Source organism: Chloroherpetonaceae bacterium, assembly GCA_033763895.1.
Taxonomy (GTDB): domain Bacteria; phylum Bacteroidota; class Chlorobiia; order Chlorobiales; family Thermochlorobacteraceae; genus JANRJQ01.
Genome location: JANRJQ010000007.1, coordinates 20,429 through 39,974 on the forward strand (window position 1 = coordinate 20,429; position 19,546 = coordinate 39,974).

20 protein-coding genes and 2 pseudogenes are annotated in these 19,546 nt (G+C 39.0%); 5 read left to right on the forward strand and 17 right to left on the reverse strand.

Translation table 11 applies throughout. The features are described 5' to 3' along the window. Positions 1-109: 109 nt before the first annotated feature. Complete coding sequence (gene aroF / locus SFU91_05140; GenBank protein ID MDX2128404.1) at positions 110-1,171, reverse strand: 3-deoxy-7-phosphoheptulonate synthase; 1,062 nt, start codon at positions 1,169-1,171, stop codon at positions 110-112. 499 nt (positions 1,172-1,670) lie between these two features. Here aroF and SFU91_05145 point away from each other — a divergent pair, with 499 nt between their 5' ends. Together SFU91_05145 and purL are read left to right on the forward strand one after the other, a co-directional pair. Further along, complete coding sequence (locus tag SFU91_05145) at positions 1,671-2,078, forward strand: MerR family transcriptional regulator (protein MDX2128405.1); 408 nt, start codon at positions 1,671-1,673, stop codon at positions 2,076-2,078. Positions 2,079-2,146: 68 nt separating this feature from the next. Next, complete coding sequence (purL, locus tag SFU91_05150) at positions 2,147-4,414, forward strand: phosphoribosylformylglycinamidine synthase subunit PurL (protein MDX2128406.1); 2,268 nt, start codon at positions 2,147-2,149, stop codon at positions 4,412-4,414. A gap of 2 nt (positions 4,415-4,416) precedes the next feature. On the opposite strand, the gene SFU91_05155 is transcribed toward purL, so the two are convergent. Continuing rightward, entirely contained in the window at positions 4,417-5,292 is an 876-nt protein-coding gene (locus SFU91_05155) for a hypothetical protein (protein ID MDX2128407.1), read from the reverse strand. Positions 5,293-5,782: 490 nt separating this feature from the next. Here SFU91_05155 and hisB point away from each other — a divergent pair, with 490 nt between their 5' ends. Continuing rightward, positions 5,783-6,442 carry an imidazoleglycerol-phosphate dehydratase HisB gene (gene hisB, locus SFU91_05160; GenBank protein ID MDX2128408.1) on the forward strand — a complete coding sequence of 220 codons (660 nt, stop codon included), beginning with the start codon at positions 5,783-5,785 and terminating at the stop codon, positions 6,440-6,442. 15 nt (positions 6,443-6,457) lie between these two features. Here the strand turns inward: hisB and SFU91_05165 are convergent, their stop codons facing one another. From SFU91_05165 to SFU91_05175, 3 genes are all read right to left on the reverse strand, one after another. Beyond that, positions 6,458-6,817, reverse strand: coding sequence for a DUF192 domain-containing protein (locus tag SFU91_05165; GenBank protein MDX2128409.1), 360 nt, complete (start codon positions 6,815-6,817; stop codon positions 6,458-6,460). 167 nt (positions 6,818-6,984) lie between these two features. After that, positions 6,985-7,446, reverse strand: coding sequence for an acyl-CoA thioesterase (locus SFU91_05170; GenBank protein MDX2128410.1), 462 nt, complete (start codon positions 7,444-7,446; stop codon positions 6,985-6,987). Between the two features lie 6 nt (positions 7,447-7,452). Next, on the reverse strand, positions 7,453-8,721 hold the full coding sequence (locus tag SFU91_05175; GenBank protein ID MDX2128411.1) for an aspartate aminotransferase family protein: 1,269 nt from the start codon (positions 8,719-8,721) through the stop codon (positions 7,453-7,455). Positions 8,722-8,869: 148 nt separating this feature from the next. Here SFU91_05175 and SFU91_05180 point away from each other — a divergent pair, with 148 nt between their 5' ends. Beyond that, entirely contained in the window at positions 8,870-10,021 is a 1,152-nt protein-coding gene (locus SFU91_05180) for a DegT/DnrJ/EryC1/StrS family aminotransferase (protein ID MDX2128412.1), read from the forward strand. On the opposite strand, the pseudogene SFU91_05185 reads toward SFU91_05180, so the two are convergent. The 6 genes and pseudogenes from SFU91_05185 to rpiB form a co-directional block, all read right to left on the reverse strand. Beyond that, positions 10,013-10,948, reverse strand: a pseudogene (locus tag SFU91_05185) (HipA domain-containing protein). The gene SFU91_05180 and the pseudogene SFU91_05185 sit on opposite strands and share 9 nt — an antisense overlap. Positions 10,949-10,955: 7 nt before the next feature. Further along, a pseudogene (locus SFU91_05190) lies at positions 10,956-11,228 on the reverse strand (HipA N-terminal domain-containing protein). Positions 11,229-11,277: 49 nt separating this feature from the next. Next, positions 11,278-11,481, reverse strand: coding sequence for a type II toxin-antitoxin system Y4mF family antitoxin (locus SFU91_05195; GenBank protein MDX2128413.1), 204 nt, complete (start codon positions 11,479-11,481; stop codon positions 11,278-11,280). Positions 11,482-11,607: 126 nt separating this feature from the next. Beyond that, entirely contained in the window at positions 11,608-12,915 is a 1,308-nt protein-coding gene (locus tag SFU91_05200; protein ID MDX2128414.1) for a pitrilysin family protein, read from the reverse strand. A gap of 70 nt (positions 12,916-12,985) precedes the next feature. Further along, positions 12,986-13,369: a hypothetical protein gene (locus SFU91_05205; protein MDX2128415.1), complete on the reverse strand. Its 384-nt coding sequence runs from the start codon at positions 13,367-13,369 to the stop codon at positions 12,986-12,988. Between the two features lie 18 nt (positions 13,370-13,387). After that, positions 13,388-14,023 carry a ribose 5-phosphate isomerase B gene (rpiB, locus tag SFU91_05210; GenBank protein ID MDX2128416.1) on the reverse strand — a complete coding sequence of 212 codons (636 nt, stop codon included), beginning with the start codon at positions 14,021-14,023 and terminating at the stop codon, positions 13,388-13,390. Between the two features lie 35 nt (positions 14,024-14,058). Here rpiB and xseB point away from each other — a divergent pair, with 35 nt between their 5' ends. After that, a complete protein-coding gene (gene xseB / locus SFU91_05215) occupies positions 14,059-14,331 on the forward strand; it encodes an exodeoxyribonuclease VII small subunit (protein ID MDX2128417.1) in 273 nt (90 codons plus the stop codon). Here the strand turns inward: xseB and SFU91_05220 are convergent, their stop codons facing one another. From SFU91_05220 to SFU91_05245, 6 genes are all read right to left on the reverse strand, one after another. Then, positions 14,332-15,873, reverse strand: coding sequence for a hypothetical protein (locus SFU91_05220; protein ID MDX2128418.1), 1,542 nt, complete (start codon positions 15,871-15,873; stop codon positions 14,332-14,334). 39 nt (positions 15,874-15,912) lie between these two features. Further along, entirely contained in the window at positions 15,913-16,845 is a 933-nt protein-coding gene (locus SFU91_05225) for a DUF2520 domain-containing protein (GenBank protein MDX2128419.1), read from the reverse strand. A 48-nt stretch (positions 16,846-16,893) separates the two neighbouring features. Beyond that, positions 16,894-17,775 carry a hypothetical protein gene (locus SFU91_05230; GenBank protein MDX2128420.1) on the reverse strand — a complete coding sequence of 294 codons (882 nt, stop codon included), beginning with the start codon at positions 17,773-17,775 and terminating at the stop codon, positions 16,894-16,896. A gap of 95 nt (positions 17,776-17,870) precedes the next feature. Then, positions 17,871-18,542 (reverse strand): RdgB/HAM1 family non-canonical purine NTP pyrophosphatase, encoded by a 672-nt coding sequence (gene rdgB / locus SFU91_05235; GenBank protein ID MDX2128421.1) that lies wholly within the window; start codon positions 18,540-18,542, stop codon positions 17,871-17,873. Next, entirely contained in the window at positions 18,535-18,789 is a 255-nt protein-coding gene (locus SFU91_05240) for a hypothetical protein (GenBank protein MDX2128422.1), read from the reverse strand. Before SFU91_05240 ends, rdgB begins: the two co-directional genes overlap by 8 nt. After that, the gene (locus SFU91_05245; GenBank protein ID MDX2128423.1) at positions 18,786-19,511 is read right to left on the reverse strand and encodes a pyridoxine 5'-phosphate synthase; all 726 of its coding nucleotides are present in this window, start codon (positions 19,509-19,511) and stop codon (positions 18,786-18,788) included. Before SFU91_05245 ends, SFU91_05240 begins: the two co-directional genes overlap by 4 nt. Positions 19,512-19,546: the final 35 nt, after the last annotated feature.

Here is a 19,546-nt window from a genome sequence, read left to right on the forward strand (position 1 = left end):
TATGGATGATCATGCATTAAATTAATGAAATATTAACGCAATTCATCACACTTTTTGGTTCTTTTCCTTTGGAAAGATTGAATTACACCACCAAAAATGCAAAACCGCATTAGGCGGTTTTGCATAGTGAAAGGTCGGATTCGATATAAGGGTTGACATCCAAACTTCTGCCAAGTACAGTAGCTAAAGGCTTCAGTTCTTCTAAAAGCTTTGTAAACTTTTTTGGTTTCAAAGATTGAGGTCCATCTGAAAGGGCAATTTCTGGTTTCGGATGAATTTCAACGATAAGCCCATCTGCCCCTGCCGCAATTGCCGCTTTTGACATTGGATTCACATATTCCCACAATCCGGTTCCGTGTGAGGGATCTGCGATTATTGGAAGATGAGAAAGATGTTTGACCACCGGAATACAACTAAGATCCATTGTGTTTCGGGTGTATGTTTCGAAAGTTCTGATTCCACGTTCGCAAAGAATTACATTTGGATTGCCATTTGAGACAATGTATTCTGCTGCCATTAAGAATTCTTCAATGGTTGCAGAGAGTCCTCTTTTTAAGAGTACAGGATTTTTGTATTTAGCTGCTTTTTCGAGTAAAGAGAAATTTTGCATATTTCTGGCACCAATTTGAATGATATCGGTGTGTTCAGCAACTTCGGCTAAGCTATCGGTATCTTTGGCTTCAGTTACCACCAAAAGTCCATACTTTTCAGCAGCTTCTTTAAGTATAGCAAGACCTTTTTCTTTCAAGCCTTGAAAAGCATATGGAGATGTTCTCGGTTTATAAGCACCGCCACGCATAATTTTCACGTTCGTTTGTTTAAGAATATCGGCAACTTCATCAATTTGCTCGCGGCTTTCAACTGAACAAGGTCCGGCAGCAATGTGCAATTCGTTTCCACCAATTTCAATTCCACCAACTTGAATTATCGTATCTTCGGGTTTCACCTCTCGACTTACCAATTTGAAAGGCTTTGTAATTCTAACTGCATCAATGACTCCGGGCAAACTTAAAAAATTACCTCGCTCAATTGCCCCTTTGTTGCCGGTTACTGCAATAGCATTACGCTCTGCACCATTGATTCTATTGGGAACAAATCCCATCGCCTTAACGCGTTCACCCACAATGGCAATTTGTTCTTCTGTTGCGTGGATATCCATAATAATTAGCATTTGAAACTCCTTATTTTATTTGAAAAAAATTGATAAAACTTGAAAATGATTATAACGCTTACCCCAAAGGGACTGAAACTTTATGTTGATTTTGGAACAATATGAAAGATTTGCCTTGTTAGGCTGGCTTGCTATTTAGCAGTGCCAATGCGGATTTTTCTACTCAGCTTCGCCAATAGGCGAAATAGTAAAAAAAGTAAAAGAAGAAGAAAGAAAGGGAAAGATCCTGCGAAAAAGAAATGGAAGATTGAAAAGGATTAATGATGAGGAAAGCAAAAAATAGAAAAAGAACAGAAACAAATAACTTAAACTTTGAATGTTTACCCTGCTCCCCTAATGATAAATCAATCGAAGAAGACGAGAGCGAAATCGCCTTAGTTACAACTTCTGATTGAAGTAGGTTCGAAAAAATATGTGCTTTTTGTTTCGTCATATCTGAATAATAGCCAACGATTTCCTAAATTGCAAGCGAAATCGAAAAAAATTTCAATCTTTTTTCATGAAGACTTTTCAAGCGAAAAAAATCTATTATTCAATTAGTGAAGTCAGCCGAATCACCAAAGTACCGGCATATTTGCTTCGTTATTGGGAGTCAGAGTTTCCGATTCTCTCTCCTTCGCGAAATTCTCAAGGGAATAGAATCTACACCAACAAAGATGTTGCGATTGTGCTTTCGATAAAAAATTTGATTCAAGATGAGGGTTTTACTTTAGAAAAGGCGAAGTCGCTCTTACTTGGAAAATCAGTAAGCAGTGAGATGATTGATTCAACTAATTCTCTTTTAGAACAAAATCGTGAAGAGCTTAAAATCAATGATAAACTGATGTCTGAACGGCTTTTGAAACGAAAGAAAAAGCTCATTGAGGCAAAGGAAATGATTGAAGAAATGCTAAAGATTTTGAGATAAAATTATTTTCATCCCTTATTTTTATCCCTCTAATAAATTGACTTTATAACAACTTACTAAACTGCAAAATGTCTAAAGAGCCGGCTGTAACGCAAGACTTAGCCAAAGAACACGGATTAACCGCTGATGAATATGCAAAAATAATTGAGTACTTAGGACGGACGCCTACTTTCACTGAACTTGGAATTTATTCGGTCATGTGGTCGGAGCATTGCAGTTACAAAAATTCTATCGCGGAATTAAAGAAACTTCCTCGATCGAAAGAAGCAGGTAAAGAAAATGCCGGAATTGTAAGAATTGGTGATGGTTTAGCGGTTGCTTTTAAGATTGAATCGCATAATCACCCAAGTGCAGTTGAGCCGTATCAAGGCGCTGCAACCGGGGTAGGCGGAATTCATCGTGATATTTTTACAATGGGTGCGAGGCCTATCGCAGCATTAAATTCGCTTCGTTTTGGAAATTTAAGTAATGAACGAGTAAAATTTTTACTGGATGGCGTTGTTCGAGGAATCGGTGATTATGGAAATTCGTTTGGTGTTCCCACGGTTGGTGGTGAAGTTTACTTTCATGAATGTTATACCGGCAATCCCCTTGTAAATGCAATGTCTGTTGGCATTGTAGAGGAATCTCAAATTGCAAGAGCAATTGCACCGGGTGAAGGAAATCCAGTCATCATTGTTGGTTCTTCTACCGGAAGAGATGGCATTCACGGGGCAACATTTGCAAGTGAAGAGATCTCGGAAGCCTCTGAATCGAAACGGCCAAGTGTTCAAGTTGGAGATCCTTTTGCTGAAAAACTTCTTCTTGAAGCAACACTTGAAGCTTTAGCAACGGGTTATATCTTGGGAATTCAAGATATGGGGGCAGCTGGAATTACTTGCTCGTCAACTGAAATGTCGGCAAAGGCGATTGAGGAACTTGGCTCTGGAGGAATGGAACTTCATTTAGAAAAGGTTCCGATACGAGAAAAAGGAATGAGCGCGTATGAAATCATGCTTTCTGAATCTCAAGAAAGAATGCTCCTTGTGGCTCAAAAGGGCAAAGAAAACGACATCATTTCGATTTTTGAAAAGTGGGATTTGAAAGCTGTGGTCATTGGCAAAGTGACTGCAGATAATCGTGTAAAGGTATATTTCAATGGTGAATTAAAAGCTGATGTTCCCCCTGTAAGCTTAGTTTTAGGAGGCGGTGCGCCTGTTTATATCCGAGAGGCTAAAGAACAAAAACCAGCGGTCAACTTCCCTGCTTTAATGAATGATCGTGAAATTGATTTTCACGAAGCTACACTTCACCTGCTTTCGAGGCCCAATATTTCCAACAAAGCGTGGATTTATGACCAGTATGATTCAATGGTACGAACCAATACTTCGACACTTACGGGTACGAGTGATTCTGCAATTATTAGAATAAAAGGGACGCAAAAAGGTTTATCAATGAAAACCGATTGTAACGCGAAGTACGTCTATTTGAATCCGCGCAAAGGGGCACAAATCGCAGTCAGTGAATGCGCTAGAAATATTGCTGCATCTGGGGCAAAGCCTTTAGGTGTGACAAACTGTTTGAATTTTGGAAATCCGATGAAACCTGAAATTTATCATCAATTTCGAGAAGCTGTTGGCGGAATGGGCGACGCTTGCAGAAAATTTCAAGTTCCAGTTACCGGCGGAAATGTCAGCTTTTATAATGAAACTCAACAAGGTGATTCAAGAATCGCTGTTTATCCTACCCCAACAATAGGAATGGTAGGTCTTTTGGAGGATATCGAAAATCAAATTCCATCTCACTTTATAACTGAAGGAGATTTGATATATATCGTTGGGATGAAGTTAGGGGATAGTGAAATAGAAAACTTAAATGGTTCAGAGTTTATTGATGCTTACTACAACGAACTTGGAACAGATGCCCCGGTCATCAATCTTGATGTTGAATATCAACTCCAAGAAATGATGGTGGAAATTGCAAAAATGAAACTTCTCTCTTCTGCTCATGACCTTTCTGATGGTGGGTTTGCAATCGCATCGATTGAAAGTTCCATTATGTATCAACCGACTCAGATAGGAGCACGATATGATTTACAAACCCCTACTCGGGATACTGGAATACAAGAATTTCTATACAGTGAAACTCAAGGTAGAATACTTGTATCACTCTCTTCCTCAAATATCGATGAATTCCAAAAGATATGTTCTAAGTTTTCAATTGAATATGAACGCGTCGGGATTGTTGGTGGAAATGACATTGAATTCAAATTTGGCGGGAAAAATTCGATTAATTTTAAAATGAAAGAATTAAACGAAAGGTATTTCCAATCGATTCCTGAAGCGATGTCCCATTAATACTAAATTTGACAAAATGATTTTGTTAAAGTAAGGTAACTTTCAGTGGTAATTTTTACTTCATTTTTAGAATTCGAATTATATATGCTGTTTAACCTACAATAACATTGCATGTAATCTTCAAGAGTAACTTGATTATTGTTATATTCAGACATCATAGATTTAAATTCACTAAAAATTTCATTCGCTTTTATATTTAGCGCAATAAAATCACTCATTAGTGCTTTATCAGCAAGAAAAGCGGCAAATTGTTTTGGAAATCGAGATTGAAATTCGTTTGCTACCTTTTTATGTTCTAGAAGTGTCAGCGCAAATGCAAATACAAGACCTTGTGTTTTTGCAACTTCAAAATCATGCGATTCAGGGGTAAATTGATATTGAAATGATAAGTTGTGTTTTGCCTGACAAGCTTTTTCTACATTTTCTAAACAAATTTTTGTTTTTTTGCTAGTGACATACGTTACAATCGTCTGAAAAGTTGTTCTTGAATTGAAAGTTGAATTCGAAAAGCTTTGCGGCCCATACATCGGATGAAGTAAAACGAAATCAATTTTTCTGTGTCTTTTAAGGTCGAATTCTTTTATAGCCACAAAAGAGGGATATTGTAAAGAAGGTACGAGCCAAAAGGTAATCGGTTTCTCAAGACGAATGAATTCAGGGATTATTTTTTTTAGGGTTTTATGGTAGTTTCCAAGATTGATACAAATAATGATATCAGAAAATTCTGATGCAGTTTCAATCATATCATTAAATTCTACATCAATATCACATCCTTTAATCAAATTTATTTGAAGAAGATCGGATATACTCGGCAAAATGGATTTTTCAAGGAAATTACCAAAGTTCCCTTTATTTCCAATAATTAATACTTTTCTCATTAATCTTTGAAAGAATTATTTTATAAATTTGGCGATTCGAAGAAGGTTTCTTTTGATTGGAAATCGAAGACTTATGGTGCAGCATTTTTTTTTGCCTTGATCGCTCTAACTGTCTTAGCCCCTTTTTTAAATGATTTTTCGATTTATTTCGTTTTTAAGGGAATTTGCCATCAAGATCCCGCGAGATGCTTTTACATCAACGAACATCCGTTTGCGGTATGTGTTCGTTGCTTCGCAATTTATCTTGGTACCCTTTTTGGTTTTATAATTATAAAAGAGTCTTCTGAAATTAAAGCACTCTTTCTCCTTATTCTATCATTATTTATTAACTTAATACAATTTTTTTTTGAACGGTTGCTGATTATTGATCTATCAAATGACTTAAATATTTTCTTTAAGGTGTTGACAGGTTTTATCCTTGGCGTCTCTTTAGCAATTTTTTTATTAATGGCAATCTCAGATATCATATATAAGAAATCAAAGAAAAATTATGGCATCTAAAAGGAATCAATCACAAGCAAAAATGGTTAATTCCAAAAAAACTGTAGGTTCACCTTCACCTGAAGTAGCAATTCGTAAGACTTTAATCGAAAGGAAAACAAAAGAAACAGAAATTTTAATTGAGTTAAATTTAGATGGCTCAGGGAAATATCAAATTTCTTCTGGGATAAGCTTTTTAGATCACATGTTAGAATTATTTTCGAAGCATTCTAAAATTGATTTACGAATAAGTTGCAAAGGTGATATTCGTATTGACGATCATCATACTGTAGAAGATATTGCAATCGCATTAGGTTCCGCATTAAAAGAAGCTTTAGGGAGTAAAGTTGGGATCAAGCGTTATGGATATGCCTATATTCCGATGGACGAAACACTTGTAAGAGCGGCTATAGATTTGAGTGGTAGAAGTTATCTTGTTTTCAATGCAAAGTTTAATCGTGCTAAAATAAGCGATATGGCAACTGAAATGGTCGAGCATTTCTTTTTTTCATTAGCAGAACACTTGAAAGCAAATATTCATTTAGAAATTCTTTATGGAAAAAATACTCATCATAAAATTGAGGGGTTGTTTAAGGCATTTGCTGTTTCATTTCGGGAAGCTATTGTAATTATCGATAATGAAATTGCCTCCACGAAGGGTGTGATTTAGTGAAGATTAAATGAGTCAGTTAAATCTCACTTTCGTTCCAACGCCGATTCCTCTTTTCTTAAACCAACCTTCGTTTAATTCTAAGGCATAGACCGCCGGTTTTGATCCGGGATAAGTGGCGAAGTCTTCATCAGGTTTTGTTGAAGCCCCTTCTGCTTTCATATGAAGAATATCAACAATAAATCCATTTTGATCGATATAAGCAATATCAAGTGGAATAAATGTATTTTTCATCCAAAAACTGAGTAAACGAGGAGATTCAAAAACGAAAAGCATGCCTTCATCTTCAGGCATCGATTCTCGGAACATCAACCCTTTTTCTCTCTCTAGTTCTTCATCAGCGATTTCAACCCAAATCATAGCTGTATCAATCATTATTTTATGTTTATTTCCGCGTTTTTGGGGGATAAAAGTGCCTTGAACTTTGGAATTAGTTTTATCCCTTTTTGAATCATTACATCCATCGCAACCCGAAAAAAAACAAAGCGATGTTAAGGAAAAAAGGGTAATAACAAGTAATGAAAATAAATATTTAGGACGCATTAGATTGAATATTTTTCAATTATAAAATCAGGAATTGTTTCTGCTTTACCGGTTTTGATATTAATCATAACATAATCAATCCAACCAGAGGTACAGAGTTTTCCAGTTGATTTTCTTTTTATTTCAAATCCCACTTTGACACTTTGCTTTTGCATTTCCATAATCCAAGTATCGACGAGAGCCGTATCTCCCAATCCAAGTTCTCGTTTATATTCGATGTAGGTTGCTTTTACAAACCACCCAAAACCAAGTTTTATAAAATCCTCCATAGGCATTTTGTAACATCGCCCCATCTGATCATATCGAGCGGCAAGCAAATATTCAAGGTAACGGGTGTTGTGAACATGTTGATTCAAGTCAATGTCGTCTGGGCGGACAGCGATTTCGCTTTGGAAACGAGAATAAACTTTATTCTTACTCTCCGTTATTTGCAATTCCTGTTGTTCTCTTTCTTTAATCATTCAGTTTTACTTTGCTGATTCTGTGAGCCCCTCGAGCCATTCACCCTTAAAAATCTTGTCCAATATTTTAACTGCTTGATCCACTTCCTTTTTGGAAATAATAAGAGGCGGTAAGAGCCGAATTACATTCGTATTGGTTGCATTAATGATTAACCCTTGTTTCAATGCTTTTTGTACATAATAAGAAGCATCTCGACTGACACTGATTCCAATCATGAGACCAATTTGCCGAATCGCGGTAATTTGCAAATGATTACGCCGCATCTCATCCAATTTCCATTTGAAATACGCACCGACTTCTTTTGCTTGAGTCATCAAATTCTTTTCCAACATTTCTTCAATTAAGGCTAAACCAGCTGCGGCTGCGACAGGATTTCCGCCAAATGTTGTGCCGTGAGATCCTTTTGTAAATGCTTCTTCAACGCGCTTTCCTCCGATAATTGCACCTAAAGGTAAACCTCCCCCTAAGGGCTTTGCTGCCGTAACGATATCAGGAGTTACACCGAAATTCATGTAACTGAAAAAATCGCCTGTTCTCCCACAACCTGCTTGAACCTCATCGGCAACGATTAAAAAATGATGCTTTACAGAGAGTTCAAAAAGCAATTCAACAAATGACTTTTGTAGGGCACAAATCCCACCTTCGCCTTGAACAAACTCCACAAATACAGCTGCGGTTTTATCTGAAACTTTTGCGCGTAAATCTTCACCATCATTGAATTGAATGGTTCCTGTTGAAGGTAAAAGGGGATAAAAACCCTCGTGATACTTCGCTTTTGGAGTAAGCGTAAGCGCGCCATAAGTTCTTCCGTGAAATCCATTCGTTAGTGAAAGAACCTCGGTTTTATGGTCAGATTTAATCGGGGAAAATTGTGTAGCCCACTTTCGCGCGAGTTTAATGGCACCATCGTTAGCTTCTGCCCCGCTATTGGAGAAAAATACTTTTGAAAGTCCTGTAAGTTCAATGAGCTTATCAGCCAAGCGGAATTGAGGCTCAAGAAGAAACAGATTGGAAGTGTGAATATATTTTTTTGTTTGGTCGGTAATCGCTTTGATAATTTTTGGATTCCCATATCCGAGGGCATTAACGCCAATTCCGGCAATCATGTCTAAATATTTTTCGCCTGATTTGGTGTATAGATACGCGCCTTTCCCCTTTTCTATTGCAAGTGGCAAACGGCTGTAGGTATGAAAAAATAAATCACTCTCTTTTTCAAGCGTTAGAGCGTCGCTCGTAAGAACTACGGAAGATGCATCAATTTCCATTTCAATCATTCTTAGTTTTAATGAGTGGCAAATGTAAGAGATTCATAAATAATTCTCTTTTACTTTTTTGAATTTTTTATGTGTCTGGAGAATTTCCAACTAAGCGCCGTTTCTATCTGATTATGCTTTTGTAACTTTGTATCTAAAATATTTCAATATGATACACCAAGTAGAAAAAACAAAAAAACCCGAACTACCCATACAATTAGTTGATTTGGTAAACCTTCACCGCCGTTTATGGAACGAAATGGAACCGGAGATTAAGAAAGTTATGGAATCGGCATCATTCATCAACGGTCCGCAAGTTGGCGAATTGGAATGTGAACTTTCGGGATATTTAGGATGTAAGTATTCAATCGGATGTGCAAATGGAACGGATGCGCTCGTTGTTGCCTTACGAGCGTTGAATATTGGTCCGGGCGATGAAGTAATCACAACCCCATTTACATTTGCCGCAACAGTTGAAGCTATTTTACTTGTTGGCGCGACAGCTCGCTACGCCGACATTGATGCTGATACTTTCAATATCAACCCCAACTTGATACAGGATGCGATTTCATTAAAAACCAAAGCCATTATGCCGGTTCATCTTTATGGGCAACCAGCAAATATGGAGGAGATAATGGCACTTGCGTCCAAACACGGTCTTTATGTGATTGAAGATAATGCGCAATCGTTTGGAGCACATTGGAACGGAAAAAAAGCTGGAACTTTTGGCCATATCAGCACCACAAGTTTCTTTCCGGCAAAGAACTTGGGAGCATTTGGCGATGCCGGCGGAATCTTCACAAATGATGAGGCACTTTATCAGCGGCTTAAAATGATTGCGCAACACGGTGCAAAAATTCGTTATACCCACGAGTTATTAGGGTTCAACTCACGAATTGACACCTTACAAGCCGCGGTTTTGAAGGTAAAACTCAGGCATCTTCCCTCGTTTAACCTTGCACGGCAAAAAGCGGCAGCACTTTATAATCAGTATCTTTCCGGAGTGAAAGTGAAAACGCCCATAGTTCATCCAAAAGCCGATCACATTTATCATCAATACACCATTGTTCTTGATTCGATGGAGCAGCGCGATGGCTTACAGAAATTTCTTCACGGAGCAGGAGTTCCAAGCAGCGTGCATTATCCCATTTCGCTAAATTTGCAAAAAGCCTTTTTGGATGAAAAATATCCCAAAGGCTCTTTACCAATTTCGGAATCTTTGGGAGGAAGAGTGCTTTCGCTGCCAATGCATACAGAGCTTGAGGAAGAAGAAATTGCTTATGTGGCGGATAGTATTGGGGAGTATTGCGGGTTAAGATAATTTTTGGATATTTTCACCAATTTTTTGCTTTAATTTTTTTTGAAAATTACTGTTTAAGAAGCTTTCATCGATTTTCTCATACCAAAATGGTTGAAAACTTTGAAAATTTTTAATAATTCTTGTTAATACATTTTTTTCGATTTCCAAGGTTTCACATGATTTTTCAAAATCGATAAATTTAATCTTTTTCCTTTTCCAATTAAGCGTTAACGCTAGCTCTTCTTTGTCATTTGGGTTAACTAAAAATGTTGAAACCAAGTCATAAGCCGGAGATAAAGTTAAATCCCCATTCTCATTTTCAATTATAGAAAAATTTTTAAGATGCATATCTGAATTTCCGACGAGAAATGAGAATATAACGACTTCAAAAAAATTCACAATATCCAAACCGGGGTTTGAGGAGTAACGCTGAATTAGCTTCCCTATTTGTTCGTAACTCCCTTTGTATTTATCTTAAGTCATTCTTTCGGCGATCTGACAAAAATCTTCCATTCTTCTTTTCATAGAATCCACACGGTCTATTCTTTTCGTGATATAAGATAAACTACCAGAGTTCATTCTTATTAGTGAATTGGTGACCGTTTTTATTCCCGAAATTTCGGCAAGTTTCATCGTTAAATGCTCTACTTCTGGCAAATGTGGATAATCTTTGGTTGGTGGCTTAAATATGTATTCACCCCACAAACCTACAATTGTAAATCGATTCCCTTTATTCTGAGATGAACTTATAGTAAGCGATAATTTTGGTTGAAATCCGGTTAGTGAAATTTGTTTCTTAATTACTTCTTTTGCTAAATCGATAACACTTTTTTCTGTTATTTCAAGAAGTGGTGGCATAGGCAAGCCAAATATTTTTTTTGAGCACTTTTTATGAAAATCAATTTCAGGTGGTTCAAGTTCTCTATAGCAAAAAAGGCATTTATTCATATTTATTTTAATCCTTATTTTCAATACTTACAGCACCAATACAATCTTTGCAACAAACCAATAATAGACCCATTCTATCTCGAGGATTCAATTTCCAGTTCTTTTCAGCAATAAGAAGCAACCAGCCTTCTGGGATTAATCCATCGAAGTAAGGGAATAGTACTTTACTTTTGAAAGGTGCTTCCTGAAGAGGAAAATTTACGCTGATTGGAATTGCTTCTTTTTGAGAAAGATATTTTTTGTCATACTGAAAGAAATACCCTTCGAAGGATTCCCATACTTCACCTACTTTTTATCATATAACAGTACATTCCCACTTCTAATTTTCATCATTCACCTCTCTTCATTTTCACCGGCCCTGCTTCGTGGCCAAAGAGTTTCAAAATTTGATTGACTTTATCCAAGCGAAGAGTCTTTTTCCCGCGCTCCAATTCGCGAACAAACCTTAGGCCAACACCGGCTTTATAGGCCATTTCTGACTGCGTAAGCCCTGCTTCTTTACGTTTCGCTTTAACAAATTCTTTAATCGTCATATACCCTAACGGGTTCACTTTTAATAAAAAACACTGTTTTTATACCTGAACGGGTATAATATAAGTAAAATCATTAAAAAAAGTACCCTTTCGGGTACTTCTCAAAATTTTCATCAATTAGCTTGGTTATTTTTTGGGAAGATACTTTAAAACGGAGAATTTGGATCGATCGAAAAGGTGAGAAGCGAGCGTGCGAATATCGGAGGCAGAAACGGAATCGACTTCATCGATGACTTCAGCGATTTCGCGAAACCTGCCGAAGTAATAAAAATCTTGTGAAAGATGCCCTGCTCTTGAAGACATGCTTTCTTGTGCCATAATGAGCCCACCTTTTAGTTGGGCTTTGCTCAGTTCAAGTTCCTTTTGGCTTGGCGCTTTTGACGCTAATTTTTCAAGCTCTTGATAAATGAGTTTTTCTGACTTGTCTAGCTTATTCTTATCGGTGCCGATATAGACATTAAAAAGATTTGTTTCATCAGATGTGAGGAACGAAGAAAAAACCGAATAAGCGAGCCCGTGACGCTCACGAAGTTCAAGATTCAGCCGCGAACTCATTCCACCGCCCAAAATGGTATTAAGTAGATTCATCGCGTAGTAATCTTTATCGCTACGGCTAAAAGGAAACCCAAGCAAGAGATGCGCTTGTTGAATGGGTTTTTTCACTTCCCTTTCTTTTTTCTGATAGGCTTTCATAGGAAATCCGGTGCGATTTGGTCGTTTTGGATTTCTTCGGTCAGGGATAAATGACTGAGCAAGCTTAACAAGAGTCTCGTGTTTGACATGCCCGGCAGCGGCGAGAGTCATTTGATCGGTGGTGTAACGCTCTTGCATAAAGTCGAGTGCCATTTTTCGTGTAATGCCACGAACACTTTTTTCAGTGCCACCTATTGGAAAACCCAGCGGATGTTCGCCGTAGAGAAGCTTATCGAAATCGTCGTGAATGACATCGTCGGGCGTATCATCGGCGCTTTTGATTTCTTCGATAATGACATCTTTTTCTTTCTCGACTTCTTCTTTTGGGAAGGTCGGATGAAAAACCAAATCGGAAATGACATCAACCGCGGTGGGGAGAAATTCATCGAGCACACGGGCGTAAAAGCAGGTTCTTTCTTTGGTGGTAAAAGCATTCAAGTAACCTCCCACTTGCTCAAGGCTTCGTGAGATTTCAACAAAGTTTCGATTTTTTGTTCCCTTAAAGACCAAATGCTCAATAAAATGAGCCATTCCGTTGTTGGATTTATCTTCGTCGCGCGAACCAGTATTAGTCCATATTCCAACAGAAACACTGCGAACGGTGGGTACAAACTCACTTAAAACCGTGAGCCCATTTGGAAGAACCGTTTTTTCGACGGTTGATTTTTCTTTGTAGGTCATAACGCTTGAAGTAAGCGCCTTTTGCTTTGACCCTAATGCTTTACGAAAAGTTCTATTCAATTGGATAAAGAATAATGAGTTAATAAAAAAGTGTATTCGATGAGCGTAGATTTCATCAATTATTTTTCGTTCAAATTGGGAGAGATAAATCTGGTTTTGACATTTTGCCAAAATGAATTTCATCAACATACCACCACCAATGCGATTTCGGATAAGTCTTTCGGTGTGATTCATCAAGCAGGCCTAAACCGAATTCATAAACTTCAAGATATTGATAAGCATTTTGAAGTACAATGGCATCGCAACGCCGGACTTCTCTAGCTTGTTCATTAGTAAGTTCGGACTTTCTGATTTCGATATCGCTTCGGTAAAAAAGGAACTCGTCGTACCCTTCAATCCAAATTTCTTCGGGGTCGCCGAGATCGCGGCAATATCGTGAGTAAATTCTCACCAATTCATCCATCGTAAAGCCTCGCGAGGCATAGAGATGCGGTGTTTTTTCTTTTTTATCCAAGTTAGAACGCTTGTTAATTCAATAGGTTTTAAGAAATTTTTTTTCAATCGCTTCGACTTTTGAGAGTCGGGTTTGATGGCGTTCACCTTCAAACGGTGTGGTAATAAATGTCGTTACAATCCGCTTAATCACTTCGATTCCCAAAGCGCGAGCGCCAAGCGTGAGCACATTGGCATTACCGTGTCCGCGTGCAATTTGGGCTGAAAATTCATTATAGCACAATGCCGCGCGAATCCCGGGCATTTTGTTCAACACAATGGCAGATGCAGTTCCTACCCCATCAATCATAATTCCAAATGTTGCTCTTCCTGTACGAACAGCTTCACCCACTTTTTCGGCGAAATCGGGGTAATCGCAAGACGATTCGGAATCGGTTCCGAAATCAAGCAAACGATAATTTTTATCTGCAAGCAGTTTTTTCAAATCGGTTTTCGTTTGAAAACCGGAGTGATCTGAACCAATGGCAATGGTTAATTGAGAGGGTTCGGGAAGCGGTTTTGTTGCCTTCAACTTTGAAATAAGCTTTATGCCAAATTCCTTAGCACGGTCTTTGGCAAGCGGCGTCACGAGCGACACTGAGGTAAGTTCTATTTCTGATTTCCCACTTCTTTTCGCAGCAAGAATATCTTTTTCGGTGATTAAGGTCTTTCCCATTTTTGCAGTAAATTCATACAAATCTAATTGAAACAATGCCGAAAAAAAACGCTGACACCGCCCCAATCGATTTTTCTCAAAAGAAACTTGAAGAACTTATTGCACGATTGCAAGTCATTTCCGAAGAGATTCAAAACGAATCAACCGGAATTGAAGATGCGATATTGCTTTATGAAGAAGGCCAATCGATTGCAAAGCATTGCAGTGAAAGGCTAAACACCATACAAAAAAAACTCGAGGTACTGAATCCGGCTCTCTTTGCAGTGGATATGAAAAAAACCTTAGATACAAGTGAAGACGATGAATAATTATCGCTTTAAGACCTCTGCTGCAGCCCACCCTGTCCAGTTTTTCAGCCAACTCACACTTCCTGAAATACCCAGTTTTTGATAAGTAATAGGGAAAATTTTAGGATACTTCGCACCCACGGTTAAAATCAAAGTGGTAAAATCTTGTAAAGACATTTCATCACGAAACATCGTCTCCCGATACCTTGGCGGTAATTCGTCAAGCACAATCATGATTTGATTCATCAACTCATTAACAAAATTCGGCTCATCGGTTGATTCATTGTAGCACATAAATTTCATCAGGTTGGACATAATCGCGACATTGGGTTCATACGCATTGATTTCGGAAAGCCGCTCAACACTGAGGTCATTTTGATCGAATGCCTCTGCAAATTTCGAAACCGTTCGCTCCAGATTTCTCACCATCGAGCCAAAGCCGCAAAAAGTCAGTGGCGATGAGAGAGAAGCTGCATCACCCAATAAAATCAAGCGATGAGCGGCAGTCACGCGCGTTTTGCCGAATCCATCATGATGATAAGCCGGTATGATTCCAAAAACTGGTTTGATAATCTTGAATTCTTTTGAGGGCTTTTTGTAGGCTGGTAACTTTTCAAAATAGATTTCAAAAAGATTCAAGAGTGATTTATCGGCCAGAGACTCAAGCTTATCATAAAAAAAGAGATAAGTTGTAAACTCATGATTTGTTGCCGGGAAGCCTTCCCAAATTAATTGACGGTGGGCTTCGGCAGGTTCATTACTCAAAAGAATTTCTCCAATGTCGTAATCAATTCCTTCTAACCCTGAAGCCAAAGTGCCAACGGTTGGACAAACATGCGTTTGAGGCCGTGCAAAGCCATCCACCGTGTTGAGTTGCATTGCAAGGGGCGACATCACGCCCATTGCATCAGCAAAGGCTTTTGCACGATAATACTTTGTTTCGCCATCCTTTTGAACCTCAACCGTCACTGAATCTTTGCCTTGAAATAATCGCTTAAATTCCGTTTGCCCTAAAACCAAATTCCCCTCACTTGAATTGACTTTTTTCAACGCATGATTCAGGATAATATCGGAATCAATGGCGCAATCAAGTACTTTATCGATGAAAAGCCGCTTAACATTAGACTTTGCGGCAAATTCCACAAAACCGGTTTTATAAGATTTGGTGATTGCTTTTTCACTTTCTGAAAGCGACATAAAGCCCATTGCATCAAGCCTCTGCAATTCGCGCAAAGAGATATTCCAATCGCGATGTGTTTTTGCGGGTGTGTGTTTATCGATAAGCAAGATTTTCTTGTTGTAAAGCGAAGTCAGTGCAGCAGCGTGCAAGAGCCCAAGGGTCGCGCCCGAATAGATGACATCAAATTCGCCGGAAATGACGGCAGAATTAGGGAGTTCCGATTCGGAGAAAAGAACTTTTGGCGGTGGTATAGCTTCCCCTAACCCCACGTGCGACCAATATCGATCAATTTCTTGAATTCGTTTGAGCCAATACTCTCCGTTTTGAATATGGGAGAAATAATGATGGGTTAATGGATGTGTTGATTGAATAGTGCTAAGCATAATTGAAATGATGAGCAAAAATAAATCTGCTCATGTAATTTATTCTTCAAATTCGCTTTCACGGCGAAGGTAGTTTTCGAGGTCATCGAGCATAATGCCGGCTTCGTCTTGCGAGATTGAGCCTTTTTGCACCGCCACACGGACTGTCTCCATCGCCATTGCGGCATAGACACTAATCAAATGCGGCATTTGCTCTGAAAGTTCAGCGAGATGCCGTTTTACGGTTGCGACATCGCCGCGTTCGATGGGGCCGGAGAGCGCGTCCCAAATGCGTTCGCTATCGCGAAGGTTATCGAGCATGCTACGCATAATGGGTTCAAAGACCTTGAAAGCTTCGCGCTGAGGAGTGCCCAAGGCTGCAAAAAGTTCGGAGGCAACACTTGTTAGGGTCACCATATAATTTGAAAGCATGACCGAGGAAATATGATAAAGTGTCTTGGCTTCTTTGGGAAGGATTAAAATTTTACCGCCAAATTGATGTGCTAAAAATTTTCCAAACTCAATTCCTTCTTCCTCATCGGATTGCAATCCATAGTAGCACTTGAATTTCTCAGGGTAATTGGGCAAAATCTTTTTGGTAAAGGTTTGATAAGGGTGCATTGAAAGCGTGAGTGCGCCGCGGCGACCAAGCGGTAAGAGGACATCGGTTGTAAGTGCGCCAGAAAAGTGTACGACCGTTAAATGCTTTAGATTATGATTGTGCTCGGCATATTGCTTCACAACTTCAGGAATTTTACTATCCTGTACGGCAATCAGTAAGAGATTGATGGCTTTGGGGATATCCTCAACCTGATCTGAAATGACTTTGGTTTTAATCTTTCGGCTGAGCTCAAGCGCATCATCAAGGGTTCGATTAATCAGGCAATCGATTGAAAATCCTAGCTGGTGAAGAACGAGTGCAAGTTGTGAGCCCAAAGCTCCTGTTCCCACTAAGGCGATGCGATAATCCTGAACTTTAATATGTGTTATCATAAACTTTCCTTTCAGGATTTGAACACTTAGCAGTAAACAATGATGTCTTTAAGCTAAGTCGCTTCGCATCCTTTGGCCAGATTTTGAAATAATCGAGTGAAGCTTTCCGGGCAATACTGCCGATGAAATTCCTAAGAGGTATAAGTTTTCTCCCAAAGAATACATTCCCACAACAGCATTTCGGTATTCTTTGGTAATCACTCTTAACCGATTGAGTGAAAGTGTTTTACCTTGTAAATTCAATGACTGAATTTCATTTGAGAGTGCTTGTGCAATGGGTTTTAGATTGATTGGTTTAGTAGAAGCGGATTCAATGATGTCCCCCCATTCTGTAACAACCAAAGCGTGCTCGAATCCCTCCTTATCCACCATTTGCCAGAGATTATTTTTTGATCGAAACACTTTATCAATCATCTCTGATGCTATTTCAGCTTTTTGCACAACCTGCTCAGGTGGTTTTGTTTCAATTAATTTTACTTCTTCCCTCTCCGGTTGAACTTCAGAAATAGGCTCATAAGTCATGACTTCAATTTCAGGTGATTTTGGGAGTGAGCGAAGTTCCGGTCGCTCTAAAAGCAGGCGATACAAGAATGGTCTTAAATCAGAGAGCAACATGATCAATCGCTGGGTACCGCAAGTGGGGTTGATTCTCACGCACATTGAAAGTGTGCAATAACCGAGTGGCTCTTTGCACTTTGCTTTTTGCTGATAGGCAGAGACTGCGAGCGTTCCAACTTGCAAATCAAACCGTGTAACTACAGTCTGAGCATTTTGAGATTCACTCAAAACAAATTGATAGAGCGTATCATAAATGGGTTTCAAGTCTCGTGCGGTGAGCTTCGAAAGCACCACTCGAAACTTATCCGGATCATCACACGAATCGATTAATTCTTGCTGCAATTCGTTTGAAATGCTTTGCGTTTCGCTCATCACAAATCCGACTTGATAAATTAATTTTGTGAAATATAAATGAAATAGTCGTAAATCAATTTTCGACTTTGAATGCAGCAGAAGTTTAAAATCGCTTATTCGGAAACATTTTCAAAAAGGGATTGCAAAAATAATTTTGCACCTTGTAAAGCCTTAGCTCTATGGCTGATTTGATTTTTCTCTTCCATCGTAAGTTCAGCTAAGGTTTTATCGAAATTTGAAATCAAAAAAACGGGGTCGTAGCCAAAGCCATTTGTTCCACGACGCTCAATCAAAATCTCCCCTTCAAGCTTACCTTCTACGAAAACGCATTCACGCTTTTCATTGAGGTTATGAGTTATTGCCATTACCGTCAGAAAATAGGCATCTCGCGCCTGACTTCCTTCCATTTCAGAAAGCAATTTGCTCACATTTTCATCATATGTCGGCTTTCGACCCTGCACTTTATCTGATGCATATCGTGCAGAAAATACACCGGGTGCACCACCAAGAGAAGGAACAATGAGACCCGTGTCGTCAGCGATGACAATTCGTTTTTCAAAATTATCCTTTAAAGCATTGAAGGCTTCAAGGGATTTCTTTTCGGCATTTTGGTGAAGGGTTTCTTGATCCTCAACAGTTTCAGGGATATTAACGTTGAGCAGCGAATGAAACGAAAATCGAGTGTTCAACTTATTTAATTCAGTTTCAAAAAACGCTTGAATCTCCTTGAATTTATCTTGGTTCTTGGTTGCGATAATTAAAGCAACAGGTGTTTTATCAAGCATTTTTAGGAAATAGAGAAAAATAGAGGTTAACTCCGCTTCCGGTCGTTGCCCAGCTGTTGAGAAGAATAAAGGGGACATCGCCCAATGATATTGCGTGAATGGTAAGCGAAACAGAACCAAGTAAAGTAAGATATAAAAAGCCGCGATTGACGGAGCAACGCCCTTCTTTGAAGGTTTGAATGGTTTGAGGCACCCAACAAAGCATGATAAACCCCATCCCAAGCCAACCGAAAATATTCAAAGTCATGAATGTTTATTTTGATAAATAAGTGAAATCATATCTCGAACTGCCTGTTCGATACCCACAAGCGCGGCGCGGGCAATTAGGGAATGCCCAATGCTCACTTCTTCGATTCCACGAAGTTTTGCAAAAGCTTGAATATTGTGATAATTCAATCCGTGACCTGCATTCACCCGAAGCCCTAAGTTTTTGGCAGCAGTTACTGCACTTTGAATTGTTTTCAATTCATTTTCGATTAATCGATCCGATTTTAGGGATGCGTATTTACCTGTATGAATTTCGATGAAATCTGCCCCTACAGCTTTAGAGAGTTCAACTGCCTTTATATCGGGCTCAATAAATAAACTTGTTGGAATTCCCTGCGCCTTGAGTGCTTTGATAAACGGCTTAAGGCTGTCTTGCATTTTTGAAACATTCAATCCACCTTCGGTTGTCAGTTCCGCGCGATTTTCAGGAACAAGGGTCACCAAATCGGGTTTTGTGTTGATGGCAATACGAAGCATTTCTTCGGTCATTGCCATTTCGAGGTCAAGTTTTGATTTTACGGTAGCACGCAAAGCAGCGAGATCGCGGTCTTGGATATGCCGTCGATCTTCACGAAGATGGCAGACAATTCCTTCAGCGCCGGCGAGTTCGGCGAGGATTGCGGCTTGAACGGGATCGGGTTCCTTTTCGCGGCGAGCGTTTCTGAGTGTTGCGATATGATCGATGTTGACAGCGAGTCTCATTCAAAGTCAGTTGAATATGGTTACAATCGAAAAAA

Coding starts and splice junctions, on each gene's coding strand:
- SFU91_05195 (MDX2128413.1), bottom strand. CDS start 11,481: ATGACGATTAAAGAATTTGTTAAAGCGAAACGTAAAGAAGCAGGGCTT.
- SFU91_05240 (MDX2128422.1), bottom strand. CDS start 18,789: ATGACTTTGAATATTTTCGGTTGGCTTGGGATGGGGTTTATCATGCTT.
- rpiB (MDX2128416.1), bottom strand. CDS start 14,023: ATGGGAAAGACCTTAATCACCGAAAAAGATATTCTTGCTGCGAAAAGA.
- rdgB (MDX2128421.1), bottom strand. CDS start 18,542: ATGCTTGATAAAACACCTGTTGCTTTAATTATCGCAACCAAGAACCAA.
- aroF (MDX2128404.1), bottom strand. CDS start 1,171: ATGCTAATTATTATGGATATCCACGCAACAGAAGAACAAATTGCCATT.
- purL (MDX2128406.1), top strand. CDS start 2,147: ATGTCTAAAGAGCCGGCTGTAACGCAAGACTTAGCCAAAGAACACGGA.
- SFU91_05225 (MDX2128419.1), bottom strand. CDS start 16,845: ATGATAACACATATTAAAGTTCAGGATTATCGCATCGCCTTAGTGGGA.
- SFU91_05145 (MDX2128405.1), top strand. CDS start 1,671: ATGAAGACTTTTCAAGCGAAAAAAATCTATTATTCAATTAGTGAAGTC.
- SFU91_05180 (MDX2128412.1), top strand. CDS start 8,870: ATGATACACCAAGTAGAAAAAACAAAAAAACCCGAACTACCCATACAA.
- SFU91_05175 (MDX2128411.1), bottom strand. CDS start 8,721: ATGATTGAAATGGAAATTGATGCATCTTCCGTAGTTCTTACGAGCGAC.
- SFU91_05170 (MDX2128410.1), bottom strand. CDS start 7,446: ATGATTAAAGAAAGAGAACAACAGGAATTGCAAATAACGGAGAGTAAG.
- SFU91_05245 (MDX2128423.1), bottom strand. CDS start 19,511: ATGAGACTCGCTGTCAACATCGATCATATCGCAACACTCAGAAACGCT.
- SFU91_05165 (MDX2128409.1), bottom strand. CDS start 6,817: ATGATTGATACAGCTATGATTTGGGTTGAAATCGCTGATGAAGAACTA.
- SFU91_05230 (MDX2128420.1), bottom strand. CDS start 17,775: ATGAGCGAAACGCAAAGCATTTCAAACGAATTGCAGCAAGAATTAATC.
- hisB (MDX2128408.1), top strand. CDS start 5,783: ATGGCATCTAAAAGGAATCAATCACAAGCAAAAATGGTTAATTCCAAA.
- SFU91_05155 (MDX2128407.1), bottom strand. CDS start 5,292: ATGAGAAAAGTATTAATTATTGGAAATAAAGGGAACTTTGGTAATTTC.
- xseB (MDX2128417.1), top strand. CDS start 14,059: ATGCCGAAAAAAAACGCTGACACCGCCCCAATCGATTTTTCTCAAAAG.
- SFU91_05220 (MDX2128418.1), bottom strand. CDS start 15,873: ATGCTTAGCACTATTCAATCAACACATCCATTAACCCATCATTATTTC.